Source organism: Actinoplanes sp. NPDC026623 (assembly GCF_040638275.1).
In the GTDB taxonomy this organism is placed as follows: domain Bacteria; phylum Actinomycetota; class Actinomycetes; order Mycobacteriales; family Micromonosporaceae; genus Actinoplanes.
Map to the genome: position 1 here is coordinate 1 of NZ_JBEZXZ010000011.1, position 18,863 is coordinate 18,863.

General features: G+C 70.6%; 14 protein-coding genes and 1 pseudogene. 4 read left to right on the top strand and 11 right to left on the bottom strand.

Translation table 11 applies throughout. From position 1 onward, the window contains the following. Positions 1 to 1,051: 1,051 nt before the first annotated feature. A pseudogene (locus AB0F10_RS05285) lies at positions 1,052 to 1,420 on the top strand (hypothetical protein); the annotation flags it as partial. 2,051 nt (positions 1,421 to 3,471) lie between these two features. Here AB0F10_RS05285 and AB0F10_RS05290 read toward each other — a convergent pair. Together AB0F10_RS05290 and AB0F10_RS05295 are read right to left on the bottom strand one after the other, a co-directional pair. Further along, complete coding sequence (locus tag AB0F10_RS05290) at positions 3,472 to 4,452, bottom strand: D-alanine--D-alanine ligase (RefSeq protein WP_360620555.1); 981 nt, start codon at positions 4,450 to 4,452, stop codon at positions 3,472 to 3,474. Between the two features lie 8 nt (positions 4,453 to 4,460). Then, on the bottom strand, positions 4,461 to 5,762 hold the full coding sequence (locus AB0F10_RS05295) for a PLP-dependent aminotransferase family protein (protein ID WP_360620556.1): 1,302 nt from the start codon (positions 5,760 to 5,762) through the stop codon (positions 4,461 to 4,463). Positions 5,763 to 5,961: 199 nt separating this feature from the next. On the opposite strand from AB0F10_RS05295, the gene AB0F10_RS05300 reads away from it, so the two are divergent. Then, on the top strand, positions 5,962 to 6,630 hold the full coding sequence (locus AB0F10_RS05300; protein WP_360620557.1) for a GNAT family N-acetyltransferase: 669 nt from the start codon (positions 5,962 to 5,964) through the stop codon (positions 6,628 to 6,630). A gap of 61 nt (positions 6,631 to 6,691) precedes the next feature. Here the strand turns inward: AB0F10_RS05300 and AB0F10_RS05305 are convergent, their stop codons facing one another. From AB0F10_RS05305 to AB0F10_RS05340, 8 genes are all read right to left on the bottom strand, one after another. Next, positions 6,692 to 7,843, bottom strand: coding sequence for an N-acetylmuramoyl-L-alanine amidase (locus AB0F10_RS05305; RefSeq protein WP_360620558.1), 1,152 nt, complete (start codon positions 7,841 to 7,843; stop codon positions 6,692 to 6,694). A 180-nt stretch (positions 7,844 to 8,023) separates the two neighbouring features. After that, complete coding sequence (gene trxA, locus AB0F10_RS05310; protein WP_360620559.1) at positions 8,024 to 8,347, bottom strand: thioredoxin; 324 nt, start codon at positions 8,345 to 8,347, stop codon at positions 8,024 to 8,026. A 15-nt stretch (positions 8,348 to 8,362) separates the two neighbouring features. Then, positions 8,363 to 9,322, bottom strand: a complete 960-nt coding sequence (gene trxB / locus AB0F10_RS05315) for a thioredoxin-disulfide reductase (RefSeq protein WP_360620560.1) — start codon at positions 9,320 to 9,322, stop codon at positions 8,363 to 8,365. A gap of 144 nt (positions 9,323 to 9,466) precedes the next feature. Further along, positions 9,467 to 10,459, bottom strand: a complete 993-nt coding sequence (locus tag AB0F10_RS05320; RefSeq protein ID WP_360620561.1) for a hypothetical protein — start codon at positions 10,457 to 10,459, stop codon at positions 9,467 to 9,469. Continuing rightward, entirely contained in the window at positions 10,456 to 11,187 is a 732-nt protein-coding gene (sigM, locus tag AB0F10_RS05325; protein ID WP_360620562.1) for an RNA polymerase sigma factor SigM, read from the bottom strand. The genes AB0F10_RS05320 and sigM overlap by 4 nt, the downstream gene beginning before the upstream one ends. Positions 11,188 to 11,234: 47 nt before the next feature. Then, on the bottom strand, positions 11,235 to 12,794 hold the full coding sequence (locus AB0F10_RS05330; protein ID WP_360620563.1) for a protein kinase family protein: 1,560 nt from the start codon (positions 12,792 to 12,794) through the stop codon (positions 11,235 to 11,237). A gap of 151 nt (positions 12,795 to 12,945) precedes the next feature. Then, positions 12,946 to 14,715, bottom strand: a complete 1,770-nt coding sequence (gene murJ / locus AB0F10_RS05335; protein WP_360620619.1) for a murein biosynthesis integral membrane protein MurJ — start codon at positions 14,713 to 14,715, stop codon at positions 12,946 to 12,948. Between the two features lie 71 nt (positions 14,716 to 14,786). Then, the gene (locus AB0F10_RS05340) at positions 14,787 to 15,710 is read right to left on the bottom strand and encodes a hypothetical protein (RefSeq protein WP_360620564.1); all 924 of its coding nucleotides are present in this window, start codon (positions 15,708 to 15,710) and stop codon (positions 14,787 to 14,789) included. A 49-nt stretch (positions 15,711 to 15,759) separates the two neighbouring features. Between AB0F10_RS05340 and AB0F10_RS05345 the strand changes: the two genes are divergently transcribed. Then, positions 15,760 to 17,190 (top strand): CCA tRNA nucleotidyltransferase, encoded by a 1,431-nt coding sequence (locus AB0F10_RS05345; protein ID WP_360620565.1) that lies wholly within the window; start codon positions 15,760 to 15,762, stop codon positions 17,188 to 17,190. Positions 17,191 to 17,212: 22 nt separating this feature from the next. Further along, positions 17,213 to 17,680, top strand: a complete 468-nt coding sequence (locus tag AB0F10_RS05350) for a methylated-DNA--[protein]-cysteine S-methyltransferase (protein ID WP_360620566.1) — start codon at positions 17,213 to 17,215, stop codon at positions 17,678 to 17,680. Positions 17,681 to 17,774: 94 nt separating this feature from the next. Here the strand turns inward: AB0F10_RS05350 and AB0F10_RS05355 are convergent, their stop codons facing one another. Then, positions 17,775 to 18,854: an inositol-3-phosphate synthase gene (locus AB0F10_RS05355; protein ID WP_360620620.1), complete on the bottom strand. Its 1,080-nt coding sequence runs from the start codon at positions 18,852 to 18,854 to the stop codon at positions 17,775 to 17,777. Positions 18,855 to 18,863 lie beyond the last annotated feature (9 nt).

An 18,863-nucleotide genomic window follows, 5' to 3' on the forward strand; every position in this document is an offset into this window, starting at 1 on the left:
GAGCCGCCGAGCCGCCGAGCCGCCGAGCCGCCGAGCCGCCGAGCCGCCGAGCCGCCGAGCCGCCGAGCCGCCGAGCCCTAACTCAAGGTGCCATTCCGTTGGAGCCCGTTGAGGGTGACCTGACTTTCCAGCGGCCTGTTCGCCGAGCCGGCATGATCGGCCGGCCCGGAACCAAGCGCGCGCCTGCCCCTTGAATCTCTGTTGCGCACCCGGCTCTTTGGCTCGTGGATTCTGAACCCTGGAGCTCGACGACGGCGAGATCCGCGATGCCGATTTGCGGCCCGAGGGGATGGGCCATCGCCCGGCTAGATCGGATGGTGCAGGGTCTGGTCAGGGCTTGGGCTCGGCGGATCGTTCTTCCACGGACGGAGGAGTTTCACGTGAAACGCCAACCGCGGGGTTCGCCGGGCTGGAGCATTGGAAGGGCAGTGGAGGAGGCCGGCGCGAGACGTTGTCGCGCCGTCCTCACTTGCGCTGGCGGCGTCGGAAGCGTGTTTCCGGGATCGGTGGGCGGCAGTATCCACAAGCTGTGCGCACAGGCTGTGTGGAACGGCCGCTCTGCCGTTTCACGTGAAACAACGCCGATGAACTGGGCGTTCTCCACTGCGGTATCCACAGGGCGTGCACGCGTTCTACGTCGTGTTTCACGTGAAACTGGCGTGCCTGTGGATAACTCCTGTGGATAACGTGCGCTGTGTTGTGACGCCCACGGAATGTGATGACGATCAACGTTTCGAAGGCTGGCTGAACGGCTGAGGGTGCATCAGCGGCTCCGCTCGAAATTGACCCGGGACAGTGCCCCGCAGGCTGGGCTAGGGTCAGCGTCGTGCCCGAGAACACCCCTTCGCTCCCTGACTTCACGCGCTGGCCCTCGTTCCCCTTTGAGGGTGAGTTGCGTGTCAAGAAGCTTGTCGAGCCGGTCGAGGTGGAGCCCCCGCGAAGCGGCGAGGACGCCGCCGACTGTGTCGCCTGCAACACCCCCGACGACGCGTACATCTGGGTAAGTGAGCGATGGCGCGTCCGGGGCATGGACAGGCCCACGGGTCTGCCTATGGTCCTCATACTTGAGTGCCGTTCACACCTCGACATCGGCGACCTGCCGAACCTTCTGGCGGCCGAGCTCGGCGTAATGACCGTGCGGCTGGAGCGGGCGATCCGGACACTCGACGGCGTGGCCCGAGTTCACGTGAATCGTTGGGGCGACGGCTCGGCGCACATGCACCTGTGGTTCCTGGCGCGGCCCTACGGGCGGCTGCAGCTGCGCGGGACATTCCTGTCGCTCTGGGACGACATCCTTCCGGTCATCCCCGAGGAGCAGTGGCTCGAAAACCTGGCGCTCGTCGCTGCGTGGCTTGCTGACTTCGGTGGGCGGGCGATCGCCGAACCTCCCCACATCAACTGGCTGTCGCCGTCCACGTTCAGCAACGAGCCAACGGCGCAGGCAGACACGAGCTCCGCTGCCGACGCTTGGCGCGATAGCGGCCCCGCCGACCCCGAGTCCAACCTGCCGAGGGCCGGCTCGCCCTCCAACGCCTCGGACACCGGCGGTACCGGTATCGGCGGTCCGGGCCGCGGTGGCGTTACCGACGTCGCCGCGGAGACACGGGATCTGACCGCCTACACCGGCCTGGCCGCTGCGGCCGCCTCGCGGAATGAGGTCGGCGAGATGTCGCCGTCGCTGGGCGAGGGCGACCCGAACTCGGAACCGGATACGAGCGAGTTTGAGATCGGCGACCCCGCCCACGACGAACGCCACGGTCGCGAACCCGCCGGCATCGACGCGGCGGTGGATGCTTCCGCGAGCGACCCGATCGGAGCTGTCTCCACGGGCGTCGAGACAGACCAACGCGCCCCTGTGGAGGCCGGATCCACCGAAGCGGCGTCGGTGGATGCCGGTTCCGAAGGTGAAGACGGTCCGACGGGCGCCGGTTCTGCGAGCCTTGGATCGTCCACGGAGGGCTCCGAGGACGCCGATTCCGGTACGACCGGTCAGCCGGCTGGGACGGATTCCAACCAGGCCGGATCCGAAATCGACGCCCCAGCCGGATCCCGTACGGGGTCAGAGGGCGGCGGGTCGGCTGCGGCGACAGTCACGAGCGCGGTGAAGATCGGCGCGATTCCGCCGCAGTACCGGCCGAACGAGGATGCTGTCGGTGCCGAGCACGACGGAGGCGACAACGGCGAAGCGGGAACTGGGGGTTCCCGCCCTCAAGCCGATAGGAGTGCGACGACCGTCGCACCCGAGAGCCGCTGAGCCGAACGTAGGACCGCGGGCCGGCCAGTGTCTGGCGCGACCTGATCCGGGAACGGCCGGCCGGGACCGGATGGCATCCGCTTCGATTGGCGGCGGCCGTATCCGATCCCATCCTCGTAGCGACCACCGTCTGCGCCGCCCGACCCGGCTCGCCGCCCGACCCGGCTCGGCGGCGAAAGGCTGTCGGTGATTCGCTGCTGCTGCCCATCGGTGAAGGCAGCGATGGATTGTCGGCAGCGATCTCACACGACGATTCGTCAAGCCACAGCCAACGACGACCTACGCACCCGGCAGGCGATACATATGCCGCCAGAACCTAAGATCGCGCGCTGGGAAGCGGCTGCCGCGATCTGAGTCCGGAGCCCGAGCCCCGAATCCGACGGGGGGATCCGAGGGGGGATTCGAGGCCGCGATCTTCGACTGAATCCGAGGCCCGTTCCGCGACGGGGATCCGCGACAGGACCTAACGCTGGGTTCTGCGACTGGATTCGCGACCGGGATTCGAGGTCAGGTTCCGTGACGGGGATCCGTGACCGGCTCGGTGACAGGGATCCGTGACCGGCTCGGTGACGGGGATCCGTGACCGGCTCGGTGACGGGGATCCGTGACCGGCTCGGTGACGGGGATCCGTGACCGGGGTTCCGCGACGGGGACCGTGACCGGGGTTCCGCGACGGGGACCGTGACCGGGTTCCGCGACGGGGACCGTGACCGGGTTCCGCGACGGGGACCGTGACCGGGTTCCGTGACCGGGGTTCCGCGACCGCGATCCGTGACCGGGTCCTGCGACCGGGTCCTGCGACCGCGATCCGCGACGGGGAACCGGGACCGGGTTCCGCGACCGCGATCCGTGACCGCGATCTGCGACCGGGTTCCGTGAGCGGGATCTGCGACCGGGATCTGCGACCGGGATCTGCGACCGGGATCTGCGACCGGGTTTCCCGACGGGACCCGCGACCGGGGATCTGCGACAGGGGTTCCGTGACCGGGGTTCCGCGACGGGGACCCGCGACGGGGACCCGCGACCGGGATCTGTGACCGGATCCGCGACGGGACCCGCGACGGGGACCCGTGACCGGGACCCGCGACGGGATCCGTGACCGGGTTCCGCAACCGGGATCTGCGACTGGGACCTGCGACGTCAACCCGCGACGGGGACCCGTGACCGGGTTCCGGGACCGCGGTCCCGACGGCGGACCGGATCGGGGTTCGTGACCGCTATCCGAGGCCGAGAGCCTCAGCCGACCCCCGCGCGACCGCCCGCCCGACCAACGTCGCCAGCATCTTCCCGAAGTCGAGCCCCTCCGCCTGCACCGCCAGCGGCAACAAGGACGTCTCCGTCATCCCCGGGGAAACATTCACCCCGAGCACATGCGGCCGCCCGTCCCCGTCGACGATCAGGTCGACCCGCGAAAGATCCCGGAGGCCGAGCGCCCGATGCGCCGCCAACGCCGCCTCCGCGACCGCCTCCGCGACCGCCGGCGACAGCCGCGCCGGCGTGTGCCACGTAGTCAGCCCGGCCGTGTACCGGGCGGCATAGTCGTACACCCCGTCCCGCGGGACTATCTCCACCGCCGGCAGCGCCTGCGGGCCCGAGCCGAGATCAACGATCGAAACCGCGACATCGGTACCCGGTACGAACCGCTCAACCAGCGCCGTCGAGTCGTACGCGAAGGAGCCCACCATCGCCGCGGGCAGGTCGCCCGCCTCGTGCACCACCGCCGCGCCCAGGCCGGAGCCGCCCTGTGCCGGCTTCACCATCAGCGGCAGCCCGAGCCGGTCCACGATCCGGTCCAGTACGGCGACCGCGCCGAGTTCCGAGAACCGGTCGTGTGGCAGCGCCACCCAGTCCGGCGTCCGGATGCCGGCCTCGCGGAGCATCGCCTTCGCGGACGGCTTGTCCCAGGCGAGCCGGGAGGCGCGCGCCCCGCAACCCACGTACGGGATTCCGCACAGGTCGAGTACCGCGCGCAGCGACCCGTCCTCGCCCGTCGCGCCGTGCAGGGCGATCACGACCGCGTGCGGCGGGTCCGCCTGCAGGGCGGGCAGCAGCGACACGTCCGCGTCGCGGATCTCCGTCGACAGGCCGGCCGAGCGGAGGGCGTCGAGCGCCCGCCGTCCCGAGCGCAGCGACACGTCGCGTTCGTAGGACAGGCCACCGGCCAGGACGAGGACGTGCGTATCGGAAGGCGTACCCATGGTGGTGATCATGCCAAGTCGGGGCCGGGTGCGTCGGCACCGGCGTGCCCGCGCCGGCGGTGTGCGGTGGTCGGTCCGAAGACGGCGCGCATCGCCAGCTCCTGCTCCATCACCCCGGCGAGCCTTCGTACGCCCTCCCGGATCCGTTCCGGCGGCGGGAACGAGAAGTTGAGCCGCATGTGGCCGGCACCCGTCCCGTCGGCGTAGAAGCCGGTGCCGGGCACGTAGGCGACGCGGGCCGCGATCGCCCGCGGCATCATCGCCTTCGAGTCCAGGCCCTCGGGCAGGGTCGCCCACACGAACAGGCCGCCCTTCGGCCGGGTCCAGGTGGTGCCGGCCGGCATCAGGTCGCGCAGGCCTTCGAGCAGCGCGTCGCGGCGTTCGCGGTAGATCTCCCGGTAGGACTTGATCTGCTCGCGCCAGGGCATGGTCGACAGGTACTGCGTCACCGCGCCCTGCGCGAACGCGCTCGGGCACAGGATGTTCGCCTCGCTGGCCATCACGAGCTTCTCGCGTACGGCATGGGGCGCCAGGATCCAGCCCACCCGCAGGCCCGGTGCGAAGGTCTTGGAGAACGTGCTGACGTAGAGGATGCCCTCGCGTCTGCGGGCCCGCAGCGGCCGTGGCGCCTCGCCCTCGAAGCCGAGCATCCCGTACGGGTCGTCCTCGACCACCAGCAGCCCGTGCCGCTCGCAGATGTCCAGGATCTCGTCGCGGCGGGCGTCGGTAAGCGTGACGCCGGCCGGGTTCTGGTAGGTCGGGATCGTGTAGAGGAATTTGGCGCGGCCGGCGGCGGCGATCACGGCCGCCTCGAGTGCCGCCGGGATCAGCCCGTCCGCGTCCATTGCCACGTGCCGTACCTGTGCCTGGGCTGCCTGGAACACGCCGAGTGCGCCGACGTAGGTCGGCCCCTCGGCGAGCACCACGTCGCCCGGGTCCAGGAACAGCCGTGCCACCAGGTCGAGGCCCTGCTGGCCGCCGACGGTCACGACCACGTCGTCGGGGGAGGCTCCGACGGAGGCGTCGATGCCGGACAGGCTCATGACCTCGCAGATGCGCTCGCGCAGCTCGACGGTGCCCTGGCCGATGCCGTACTGGAGGCTGGTCGTGCCGAGTTCGGACGCGAGCCGGCCCATCATGTCGCCGACGGCGTCGAGCGGCAACGCCGCGATGTACGGCGATCCGCCGGCGAGCGACACCACCTCGGGCCGGCTGGCGACGGCGAAGAGGGCCCGGATCTCGGACGTCGTCATACCGCGGACGCGGCGCGCGTACCGTCCGGTGTAATCGTCTTGAGTAGTGCCGGTCATGCGGCTTCACCTCGAAAGATCGTCGGTAACGTCGAGGTACATGCTAGGGGTCCGGCGCCCGCCCGTGCCTGTGGATAAGCACCGATGCGCTCCCGTTCAGGCCCATTGCGGCGTAGTATCCCTCCGGGGGCGCGGACGAGCATGTGAACAGGACCGTGCTTCGAGTCCGGAAAGTTCGCCGATCTTCAAGGGGTCCCGCATGTCGCGACGCCTCGTCAATCTGACCCTCGACACGCTGGAAGACCTGCCCCGCCCCTGCCGCCAGTGCGTCTACTGGGAGCTCGACCCGGTGTCGGCCGAGCGCGCGTGCGCGTCGGGCGATCCCGGCCTGGAGAAGGAAGCCTGGGTGTCGCAGACCCTCCTCGAATGGGGGTCGTGCGGAAAGCTGGCATACGTCGACGGCATGCCGGCCGGGTTCGTGATGTATGCCCCTCCGGCCTACGTCCCGCGTTCGATGGCGTTTCCGACCTCTCCGGTCTCGGCCGACGCGGCGCTGCTGATGACGGCGCACATCGTGGCGGCGTTCGCGGGCGGCGGTCTCGGCCGGATGCTGGTGCAAGGCGTCGCCCGTGATCTCACCAAGCGCGGCGTGAAGGCGATCGAGGCTTTCGGCGACGCCAAGTTCGGCGAGGCCGGCGAGGGCGACGAGGTGGGCTGCGTCGCGCCTGTCGACTTCTTCCTCTCGGTGGGCTTCAAGACGGTACGCCCGCACCCGCGCTATCCGCGGCTGCGGCTGGAGTTGCGCACGGCGCTGTCGTGGAAGTCCGACGTCGAGTACGCGCTGGAGAAGCTCCTCGGCTCGATGAGCCCGGAGACCCTGCTGCGCCCGGTCCGCCCGGCCGCCGCGACGACCTCGACCCCGGGCTGATCCCGAGGTCCCCACAACGACGAAACGGTGGCCCGGAGGCCACCGTTTCCGTTTCGGTCGGTCAGGCGTTGCGCGAGGCGAGCGCCAGCCGCAGCTGCCGCACGTCGATCGAGCCGGTCGGCACGTCCGCCTCGACGGGGAAGTACATCCGCTGCACCGCCGCGAGGATCGCCTCGACGATCTGCTCCCGGAAGGCCGGATCGATCAGCCGTTCCCGGTCGACGGGCGACGTCAGATAACCCAGATCCACCCGTACGGCGGGCATGCGCGTCAGGCGCAGCAGCTCCCACGTCTTCGAGTGGATGCGGCAGTCCCGCATCCCGGTGCGCACCACGATCTCGCGCTGCACCAGGTTGGCGAGCCGTTCACCGACGGTGGAGGTGACGCCGTTGCCGGTGCCGTAGTGGTAGCCGGCGACGCCGTCGGCCGTCGGCGTGTCCTGGCCGTCCAGGTGCAGCGAGATGAGCAGGTCGGCGCCGAGGCTGTTGGCCAGCGCCGCCCGCTCCTGGCCGGTCATCGGCTGGGCCGGCGACGGGCCGCGGGTCAGGTGCACGCGCATGCCGGCGGCGAGCAGCCGGCCCTCGAGCCGGGTGGCGATGTCGAACGTCAGGTCGGCCTCGGTCCAGCGCAGCTGCCCGTCGGGCACGACGACGCCGAGGTCCTCCGCGCCGCCGTGGCCCGGGTCGATCACGATCGTCTTGCCGACCAGGCTGGAGCCGGACTGGCGGAACGCCTCGGCCTCGCGCAGCCACTGCGGGCGCCCGCCGACGACCTTGCGGCCGAGCCGGCGCAGGCCCTTCATCGTCTGCGGGCCGCAGGAGCCGTCGGGGGTGAGCCCGACCTCGCGCTGGAACTGTGCCACCGCCCGCGCGGTGCGCGGGCCGTAGATGCCGTCGGCGCGCCCGCTGTCGAAGCCCATCTCGAGGAGCCGCTCCTGCAGCGCCCGGACGTCCTCGCCGACCAGCGACGTCGGCACCGAGTGGTAGAGCGTGCGAGCGCCGAGCTTCCACCGCGCGCCGTCGAGGGCCTGCCAGGTCTCCGAGCCGACCATGCCGTCGACGCCGATGCCGCGGCTCTGCTGGAAGGCGCGGACGGCGTTCTCGGTGGCTTCGTCGAAGGCCTCGCCGACCGCCGGAAGTATCTCCAGGCCCACCAGGATCGACTGAATCTCCTCCACGGCCGGTCCGGTGTCTCCACGTCGGATCGAACGCACGGGCGGCTCCCTAACGACTGAGGGGAAGTGCAGAAGGCAACCTCCGGAGCGTACTCCTCGAGGCCCGGCGCGGCCGGGCGCCGAGGAACGCCCGGTGCGTGGAGTCACCGTCAAGGCGACCCGGCATCACGCTGATGAGCAGCGCCCCGCATCCGGCCGGATGCGGGGCGCAGGCTCAGCTCAGAGCGCCGACTCGATGAAGTTCACCAGGGCGCCCTTGGGCTTGGCGCCGGCGACGGAGTTGACCGCCTCGCCGCCCTTGAACATGGTCAGCGTCGGCACGGACATCACCCGGTAGGCGCGGGCGGTCTCCGGGTTCTCGTCGATGTTGACCTTGACGATTTGCACCTTATCGCCCATTTCGGTGGCGATCTCGGCGAGCAGCGGGTCGACCTTCTTGCAAGGCGCGCACCACTCGGCCCAGAAGTCCACCAACACCGGCTTGTCGGACTGCAGCACCTCGGTGACGAAGGTGGCGTCGGTGACCGCCTTGGTTGCTCCCACGAAAATCCTCCTGATTTACAGCTCTACGAACGAGGCGATGAAGCGTTCCGCGTCGAGCGCGGCGGCACAACCCGTGCCGGAGGCGGTGATGGCCTGGCGGTACGTGTGGTCGACGAGGTCGCCGGCGGCGAAGACGCCGGTGAGGTTGGTGCGGGTGCTCGGGTGCTCGACCTTCACGTAGCCCTCGTCGTCGAGCTCGATCTGACCCTTGAACAGCTCGCTGCGCGGGTCGTGTCCGATGGCGACGAAGACGCCGGTGACGTCGAGGACCTTGGTCTCGCCGGTGTGCACGTTGCGGATCCGCGCGCCGGAGACCTTGCCGTCGTCGCCGAGGATCTCCTCGACCAGGCTGTTCCACTCGACCTTGATCTTCGGGTTGTGCAGCGCGCGCTGCGCCATCACCTTGCTGGCCCGGAACGAATCGCGGCGGTGCACGATCGTCACGGTCTCGGCGAAGCGGGTGAGGAAGGTGGCCTCCTCCATCGCGGAGTCGCCGCCGCCCACCACGATGATGTGCTGGTTGCGGAAGAAGAAGCCGTCACAGGTGGCACAGGACGAGACGCCGTGGCCGAGCAGCTCCTGCTCGCCGGGCACGCCGAGGGGGCGCCACGCGGAGCCGGTGGAGAGGATGACGGCACGGGCGAAGTATTCGGTGTTGCCGACCCACACGGTCTTCAGGGCCTCGGTGCCGGTCTCGGTGACCTTGCCGGCCAACTCGACGCGGGTCGCGTCGTCGGTGATGAACTCGGCGCCGAAACGCTCGGCCTGCTTGCGCATGTTGTCCATGAGCTCGGGGCCCATGATGCCGTCCGGGTGACCCGGGAAGTTTTCGACCTCGGTGGTGGTCATCAGGGCACCACCGGACTGCACACCCTCGATGACCAGCGGCTTGAGGTTCGCCCGGGCCGCGTAGAGCGCCGCGGTGTAGCCGGACGGTCCCGAGCCGATGATGATCAGGTTTCGGACCTCGTCCACTGCCGACTCCTCAGTCTGGTTTCGCCGACCCAACGGCGACATCGCGTACAGGAACGTCATCGTATGAGGGCGCATTCCCACGCGTCATGGCATGTGTGGGAGGGCATAGGTGGCCGACCTCACGTCGAGCGGGACGGCATCCGCTCAGCCTACCTGCACGGAAGCGAGCTTGTCGGCGCCGACTCCGGGCGTGCCGCAGCGGGGACCCACCGCCCACACCCAGCTGCCGCCCGGCGCGGTGAACTGGACCGCCACGGCGGGTGCGCCGTCGTAGCGCGCGAACTCGACCGACTGCGCGGTGATCGGTGCGAGGCCGCTCTCGCCGGCGATGGCGTCGATGCAGGCGAGCAGTGCCTCGTGGACCCGCAGCCCGTTCAGCTCGTCAGCGGTCTTGGCGGATGTCGCACCGAGGCTGTTGCGAGAGCTGCCGTTCTTTTTGTCGGGGACGATCGGCGCGGCCATCGCGCGCGCGCCCGCCTGGCTGAGCGTCGCCCGGCTGTAGTCGATGCCGGAGTCCGTGATCGGCGCCGACCCGTCGGGCAGGGCCAGCTCCAGGTCGGGCGCCGATCGCGGCGCCTGGTCCGCCGCGATTCCGGCGGACGAGGTCTCCGAGTCCGCCGCCCCGCCGAACTGCTGAACGCTGAAACCGAGGAATGCCAGCACCCCGGCGGCGACTCCGATCGGCGCGGCCACCCGCAGGCGGCGTGTCCAACTGCGACGGGCATCGGACGGTACGCCGACCGGGCGCACCTCGGGCGCGGTGCCGTCGCCACCCGGCCGCATCGGCGTCGCGGCGGCAGGCGCACGACCGGGAGAGCGCCCGCGAGCCTCGCCGATCGGGATGACGTCCGCGGGGGTTTCCAGCGGGGAGTCCGGTGCCGCCGAGGCCTCCGAGAGGGCGGCGTCGAGCCGGGCGACGATGTCGGCGGGCATCGACTCGGGCGCCGCGCCGAGCGCCCGAAGCCCGGCGGTGACGGTCGCGACGCCGCCGTCGAGCAGGGCGTGCGCGTCGCGCCAGGCCGGGTCGTCCGCGATCAGGGCGGCGACCACGGCCTCATCGGGGGTTCCGTCCAGCGCGCCGCCGACATAGTCGGCCAGCAGGTCGACGTCGACCCCGCTGAACTCTGCCCCGGTCACTGCTGGTCCCCTCTGTCAGGCGCGGACGGGTGCTGCGCTGCCGCTCCCGACCCGGATGGGACGCGCGCGGTGGCCGCCCGGTTCCCGGCGTGACCACCGTCTCCCGCGCCCGGCGGCTCGTCGGAGCCGGTCCGCAGGTGGCCCAGCTTCAGGGCCATGCGGGCGCGGCCGCGGGCGCAGCGGCTCTTGATCGTGCCCTCGGCCACTCCGAGGATCTCGGCCGCCTCGATCACCGGGTAGCCCTGCACGTCCACGAGCACCAGCGCCGCGCGCTGCTCCACCGGCAGCGCCGCCAGGGCCGCGCGCACGACCAGGGCCGTGTCATGGTCGTGAACCGGGGCGGCCGGCTCCGGCCCGCCCGCGCCGCCGTCGTCGGCGTGCCGGCCGTCGGGCAGCGGGACCGTGGGGTGGGCCTGGCGCCGGCGGATGCGGTCCAAACAGGCGTTCACCACGATGCGGTGCAGCCACGTCGTGACGGCCGAGTCGCCGCGGAACCGGGCCGCGCCGCGGTGCGCCGACAGCAGCGCGTCCTGGACCGCGTCGGCCGCCTCCTCGCGGTCGCCGATCGTGCGCAGGGCCACCGCCCAGAGGCGGTCGCGGTGCCGGCGGACGAGATCGTTGAACGCCTGCGGGTCACCGTCGACGTGGGCGCGCAACAGCTCGACGTCGGACGGCTCCGGCCTGTCGGCCGGGCCGGTCGCGTCGGGTCGCGCGTCGCCGTTGGTCACGCCAGCAATCTAGCCGAGGGACGCGACAGGCCGCGGGGCGCGCACCGTCAGTTGCCGTAGACCTCGACCTTGTTGATCTCGGCGCGGTACTTGCCGTCGGAGTCGCGCGGCAACTCGGTGATGAAAACCAGGATGTACTGGTATTTCTGGTTCTCTTCGAAGACCGGGAAGATCGAGTTGGTGCCGTCCGTCTTCTCGGTGTCGCCGTCGCCCAGCTTCTTGTAGGTCTTGACGATCTGATCGTCGCCGTTCGAGTTGTTACCCGGGTCGGTGGTGCCGGTCCGGATGTCCATCGCGACGCCGGGTGCCGACGTCTCGACCCGGACGTCGGTGACCGTCCGCGGGGTGCCGAGATTGATCAACAGGCCCATGCCGGGCTTGTTGTAGAACTTCGCCTCGCGGAAGCCCGAGGTCTTCCAGGCCGTGTCCTTGTCGTCGTCGACGGTGAACGCGGCCTCGCCCTCGTCGGTGCGGTCGCCGTCCGGCGGGTCGACGATGCGGACCATGCCGGCGTTCAGCGGGATCTTCGTCGGCGCCGCGGCGGGGGCCTCGGTGGTGCCGTCGGTGTCGGCCGGCTCCTCCTTCGGCTGGGCACCGGCCTGGGTGGTCGGCGGCTTCCTGTCGTTGCCCGAGTCGCTGATCGCGGTGATGCCGAAGATGAGGCCGATCACGGCGATGACGGCGAGCGCGCCGACACCGATCATGATTTTGCGGGTGCTGCGCACCGGCTCGGACAGGGTGCCCTGGGCGAACCGCAGCGGCCCGGCATCCTCGTAGTCGTCGTCGGCGGAGTCCAGGCGGGCCAGCTCGGCGGCGAGCGCGTCGGCCTCGGGGGCCACCACGCGCTTGTCGAGCAGGTCCATCGTCAGGTCGTCGAGATAGGCCGGGACGCCGGCGCGGATCTGCCGGGGCGTCGTGAGCGCGCCGTTGGCGTCGCGCATGGCGTCGGGCAGCCGGGAGCGGCCGATCTCGGTGTGCGGCCAGTGGCCGGTCAGCGCGAAGTAGAGGATGCCGCCGACGGAGCGGACGTCGCTCTCGATGCTGTCGGCGGAGTCGGCCCGCGCGTCGGCGAGCACGACGCGGCCGTCGTCGCCGATCAGCGTGGTGCCGGGGTGGACGTTGCCGTGGACCATGCCGGTGGCGTGCACCGCGGCCAGCGCGTCGGCGATGGAGTGCGCGATGGACGTGGCCCGCGCCGGATCGAGCGGACCCTCCTGCGCGACGAGCTCGCGCAACGCCTCGCCGTCGACCCACTCCCGGACGACATAGGCCCGGGCGCCCTCGTCGATCGCGTCGTAGACGCCGACCAGGTTGGGGTGGATGACTCGGCTCGCGTCGACCGCCGCCTGAAGCATCTCGGTCGCGGAGTCGCCGCCGGGGTGCCGCAGCACCACGGCAACCGGCCTCCGCAGGATCACGTCGATGCCGCGCCAGACCTGCCGGCCCGCGCTGTCGTTGTTGACGTGTTCCTCGAGCTGGTATCGCTCGGCCAGGATCTCACCGACGGTGGGGGCACCGAAGGTCATGACCGGTCCGGGCTCATCGGCCGCAGTCTCGTGGCCTTCGCCGACCTGGGTCACCCGTCCTCCCTCGGTGGGTCCGCACATGTCGTTCACGACCTTACCCGGCCCGGGCCAGCGGCCTACAGGTCATCCCCCGGCGCGGCACCCGTCCGGGGCCGCCCGCCAGGACCGATTCCGCCGCATGGTGACCGAAAAATACCTGATCAGAGAATTATCCACAGGTTTTCCACAAGGGCTAGCGGCCGAGTTTGCGCCGCACCATTCCGATTACCTGACTGACCTCGTGAACCCGCAGCAGCGCCGCAGTCATGAGATATACCACCATGATCACGCCACCGCCGACGACGACCTGCAATGCCGCTGTCAATCGCCCGGGAGTGTCACCACCCGGCAGCAGATGGACGACGAGCAGCCCCGCGCCGGTCGCGACCACCGCGGCCACCAGCACCTTCAGCAGCGACTTCGCGACCGAGCCGAGGTTGAGCCGGCCGATCCGGCGGCGCAGGACGGCGAGCGAGATCAGTGCCGAGAGCAGGTAGGAGACCGCGTTGGCGGCGGTCATGCCGGCCGCGGCGAGCGAGTCGGAGAGCAGCTCGGCGAGGATGACGTAGCCGGCGATGCGCAGCAGGACCACCGGGATATTGATCAGTGCGACCGTCTTGTTGCCCTGCAGCGCATAGAAGGCATAGGTGCACAGGTAGCTGATCGAGAGCGGGATCACGGCCAGGGCCGCGACCATCAGTACTGTGCCGGTGGCGAACGCGTCCTGGTCGGTGAAGGCGCCGCCCTGGAAGAGCGAGACCGCGATCGGCACGCCGAGCACGCCGTACGCGACGGCGATCGGGGCGAGGGCCGTGGTGGTCAGCCGGATGCCGCGGCTGAGGTCGGCGCTGACGTCGGAGTACCGGCCCTCGGCGGCGGCGGCGCTCATCTTGGGCAGCAGCGCGGTCATCACCGAGACGCCGATGATGCCGTGCGCCATCATCGTCAGCAGGTAGACATTGTTGAACGCGAGCACGCTGGCGTTGTTGCCGCCCGAGACGCCGTTGAGCACCCGGACCACCACGAAGACCGCCAGCTGGTTGGCGCCGACGTAACAGAGCATCCAGCCGGCGAGCCGGCCCACCTCGCCCAGGCCGAGCGAGCGCGGCGCCCAGCTCCACTTCCAGGCGAAGCCGACCCGGCGCAGCGCGGGGAACAGCCCCACGGCCTGCGCGACCATGCCGAGCAGCGTGCCGCCGGCGATCAGGATGATCCGCCCGGGCGTCATGTCCTCCGGGCGGAAACCCTCCGCGGTCCCGAAGACCAGGATGAAGACTCCGCAGGTGGCGATCACCACGAGGTTGTTCAGGATCGGCGCCCACATCGGCGCGGCGAAGTGCCCGCGCACGTTGAGCACCGCGGCGATCATCGCGGACAGGCCGGTGAAGAAGATGATCGGCAGGATCAGGTAGGCGAACGACGTGACCAGGTCCTGATAGGCGGGCGACGTGTTCTTGCTCGCCTGGATCATGGTGATCAGCGGCGCGGCCGCGACGACCAGCAGCGTCGCTGTGCCCAGCATCACCACGGCGAAGGTGAGCAGCCGCTGGGTGAAGAGCTGGCCGCCGTCCGGGTCGGCCTTGCGCCGCCGGACCAGCAGCGGGATCAGCACGCTGGAGAGGATGCCGCCGAGCAGCAGCTCGTAGATCTGACCCGGCAGGAATTGTGCGCTGGTGTAGGCGTCACCGATGCCGGCGCCCAGCGTCATGCCGATCAACATGTTGCGGACGAAGCCGATCAGCCGGCTGACCATGCTGCCGGCCGCCATGATCGCGCTGTTGCCCGCGGTGCTGCCGCCCTCGGTGCCGCCGCCGGCGGGCGGGACGTCCTCCGGCGGCAACGCCTGGTCGCCGGCCGCGGTCGTGCCGGGGGTGTCGTCGACGGAGATCAGGATCGCGCCGTCGGACCGCTCCGGATCACCGCCGCCCGCGGCGTGCGTGCTGCGGTACAGGCCGCCGTTCACCAAGACCTCCACGGGGGTACGGATACAGACGCCACCCTAGCCAGGCCGTGCCCGGGGCTGCGTCCGGTGGATCATGATGGCCTGCCCGGGCCGGAGTCCGCACATCGGCGCAGCAGACTGCCGGGGACCGCGCCGGCCAGCGTCTCCACCATCCAGCACGCCTCGACGGGCACGATCGGCTCGCTCAGCGCGTCCAGCACTGTCGGGTGGTCGCAGCCCGCCTCGGTCAGCACGCCGAGGAGATCTTTGACCGGGCGCAGGTCGCCGGTGTCCGCCATCTGCCGCGCCAGCGGGCGCACCTGCGCGTACCAGTGCTCCTCGGGGAGCCGGGACAGTCGCTGTGCTGCCTGCCGTACGAGCTCGGCCAGGCCCTCGCGCGGGAAGCGGGAGCCGCCGCGGACCTCGAGCCGCACGGGCGCCGGGACGGTATAGGCCGCGATCGCGGCCTCGTCGATCACCTGGGGCGACGGCGCCGGCGGCCGCGGCCACCAGTCGTCGGCCGCGAAGAGCGGCAGCGGCGCCTGCTCCGGACCGCCGGACGCGGCCGGCGGCACCTCGCGGCGCAGCGACCGGTACGCCGCCTCGCGCACCGCCGCGACCGCGTCGGCGTCGTCGTCGGGAGTGGCCGGCGCGAACGGCGACAACAGCGCCACGACCAGGCCCGGATGCGGCAGTGTCGGGTCCTCGAGGGCGATCACCCGGGCGCAGAGCTCGAGCTCGTGCCAGCGCAGCGCGGCCGGGTGCGGGCGGCCCGGTGCCGCCCAGCCGAGCTGAACCGGCTCGCTGCTCGACGGCTCGCGCAACCCGAGGGTCTGCTCGCCGGTGACCAGGTCGAGGTCGAGCACGAGGCCGTAGCCGCCGGTCACCGGCAGGCTGACCCGCACCTCGGCCGGGTCGGGGTCGATGTACGCGCCGTCGTTCACGAACAGCGAGGACCAGAACCGCGGATCCTCGCTGAGGCGATGCAGCGCCTCGGAAACGGGCACGTCGACCATCCTGCCCGCTGCGTTCGCGGACCGCCACGACCGATACCCTGGTCGTCCCATGTCTGAGTTGAATAAAGCCCAACGCAACGCTGTCGCGGAGTTGCTACGGGTCTCCCCCGTCGCCGACGAGCTGGGGCGCCGTTTCGGCGCCGCCGGCCATGAGTTGCACCTCGTCGGCGGATCGGTGCGGGACGCTCTGCTCGGACGGCTCGGCGACGACCTCGACTTCTGCACCGACGCCCGGCCGGAGCAGACGCTCGCGCTGGTCAAGGGCTGGGCCGACGGGGTCTGGGAGACCGGCCGGGAGTTCGGCACGATCGGGATCCAGAAGAACGGCCTGCGGATCGAGATCACCACCTTCCGGGCCGAGGCCTACGACGGGGTGACCCGCAACCCTGTCGTTCAGTACGGCGACAACCTGCTGGACGACCTGCGCCGCCGGGACTTCACGATCAACGCCATGGCGGTCAGCCTCCCCGGCCACGACTTCACGGACCCGTTCGGCGGCCTGGACGACCTGGCCGCCGGGCTCATCCGGACGCCGGACTCGCCGGCGCTCTCCTTCGGCGACGACCCGCTGCGCATGCTGCGGGCGGCGCGCTTCGCCGCCAAGCTGCGCTTCACTGTGGACAAGCCGGTCGTCGAGGCGATGACCGAGATGGCCGCCGACCTCGACCGGATCACCGCCGAGCGGATCCGCGACGAGTTCACCAAGCTGCTCAGCGGGGCGGATCCGATCGCCGGGCTGCGGCTGCTGGTCGACACCGGGCTGGCCGACCGGTTCATCCCGGAGATCTCCGGGCTCAAGCTGGAGATCGACGAGCACGCCCAGCACAAGGACGTCTACGAGCACACGCTGATCGTGGTCTCCAACGCGATCCGGCTGGAGGGCGACGCCGGCCCGGACTTCGTGCTGCGGATGGCCGCGCTCATGCACGACATCGGCAAGCCGGCGACCAAGGCGGTCGGCCGCGACGGGCGGGTCAGCTTCCACCACCACGAGGTGGTCGGCGCCCGGCTCACCCGGCAGCGGATGAAGGCCATGAGGTTCCCCAAGGACGTCACGTCCGAGGTGGTGGAGCTGGTCGCGCTGCACCTGCGCTTCTACGGCTACGGCCGCGGCGAGTGGACCGACTCGGCGGTGCGCCGCTACGTCACCGACGCCGGTGAGCTGCTGCCCCGCCTGCACAAACTGACCCGCTCCGACTGCACGACGCGCAACAAGCGCAAGGCGGCGGCGCTGTCGGCCGACTACGACGCGCTCGAGGAGCGGATCAGCCGGATCGAGGCGGAGGAGGACCTGGCGCGGGTCCGGCCCGACCTGGACGGCAACGCGATCATGGAGTTGCTGGGCGTGCCGCCCGGCCCGATCGTCGGCCAGGCCTGGCGCTTCCTCAAGGAGCTGCGCCTGGACCGCGGTCCGCTGGACCGCGACGAGGCCGAGGCCGAGCTGTGGCGCTGGGCGCGGGAGCACGGCCACATCTCCTGAAGCGTCATACCCGCGGGACACAATGGGTGTCATGCAGTTGCTGATGGAATCCCCGATCGGCCCGCTCGGCGTCAAGCTCGACGGCGACACCGTGGTGGGTGTGCGGTTCGGCGCGACCTACGGTGATCCGGGAACCCATCCGGCCGTCGAGCAGCTGGAGGCCTACTTCACCGGCGCGCTGACGGACTTCACGGTCCCGGTCGAGCTGCGCGGTGGGTCCGATTTCGAGTGCGCTGTGTGGGGCGAGATCGCCAGGATTCCCTATGGCGAGATGCTGACGTATGGGGCGATCGCCACCGCACTGGGTGAGCCGGGGGCGGCCCGTGCCGTCGGGACGGCGTGCAACCACAACCCGGTTCCGGTGATCGTTCCGTGCCACCGGGTGGTCGGCGCCGGCGGCAAGCTGGTCGGCTTCGGCGGCGGCCTGCCCCGCAAGCGGCAGTTGCTCGAGCTGGAGGCCAGGGTGGCCCTGGAACGCGCCTGGGGCTGACACCCCGCGCCGAGCCGACCGGCGAACGGCGCAGGCCGGACCGCCATGGCGGTCCGGCCTGCACTGCTTACTACGACTTTCCGCGCGCCGTGGGTCAGCGCTCGATGTCACCCTTGATGAACGCCTCGACCGCGTTCTTCGCGTCGTGGTCGTTGTACTGCACCGGCGGCGACTTCATGAAGTACGAGCTCGCCGAGAGGATCGGGCCGCCGATGCCGCGGTCCTTGGCGATCTTCGCCGCGCGGACCGCGTCGATGATGACGCCGGCCGAGTTCGGCGAGTCCCACACCTCGAGCTTGAGCTCCGCGTTCAGCGGGGTGTCGCCGAAGCTGCGGCCCTCGAGCCGGATGTAGGCCCACTTGCGGTCGTCCAGCCACGGCACGTGGTCCGACGGGCCGATGTGCACGTCGCTCTTGGACATCTCGTGCGGGATCTGCGACGTCACCGACTGGGTCTTGGAGATCTTCTTCGAGACCAGCCGCTTGCGCTCCAGCATGTTCATGAAGTCCATGTTGCCGCCGAAGTTCAGCTGGTACGTGCGCAGCAACTCGACGCCGCGGTCCTCGAACAGCTTCGCCAGGGCGCGGTGCACGATCGTGGCACCGACCTGGCTCTTGATGTCGTCGCCGACGATCGGCAGGCCGGCGTCGGTGAACTTCTGCGCCCAGACCGGGTCCGAGGCGATGAAGACCGGCAGGGCGTTGACGAACGCGCAACCGGCGTCGATCGCGGCCTGCGCGTAGAACTTGTCGGCCTCCTCGGAGCCCACCGGCAGGTAGGACACGACGACGTCGACCTCGGCGTCGCGCAGCGCCTGCACGACGTCCACCGGCTCGGCGGACGACTCTTCGATGATCTCGCGGTAGAACGTGCCGAGACCGTCGAAGGTCGGCCCACGCTGAACGGTCACGCCGGTGGGCGCGACGTCGGTCAGCGTGATCGTGTTGTTCTCGCTGGCGACGATCGCCTCGGCCAGGTCCATGCCGACCTTCTTGGCGTCCACATCGAACGCCGCGACGAACTTCACGTCGGATACGTGGTAGTCGCCGAAGGTCACGTGCATGAGACCCGGGACGCGGTCGTTGGGGTCGGCTTCGCGGTAGTACTCCACGCCCTGCACGAGGGACGAGGCGCAGTTACCCACACCGACAATGGCGACGCGGACGGAGCCCATCGCGTTTGC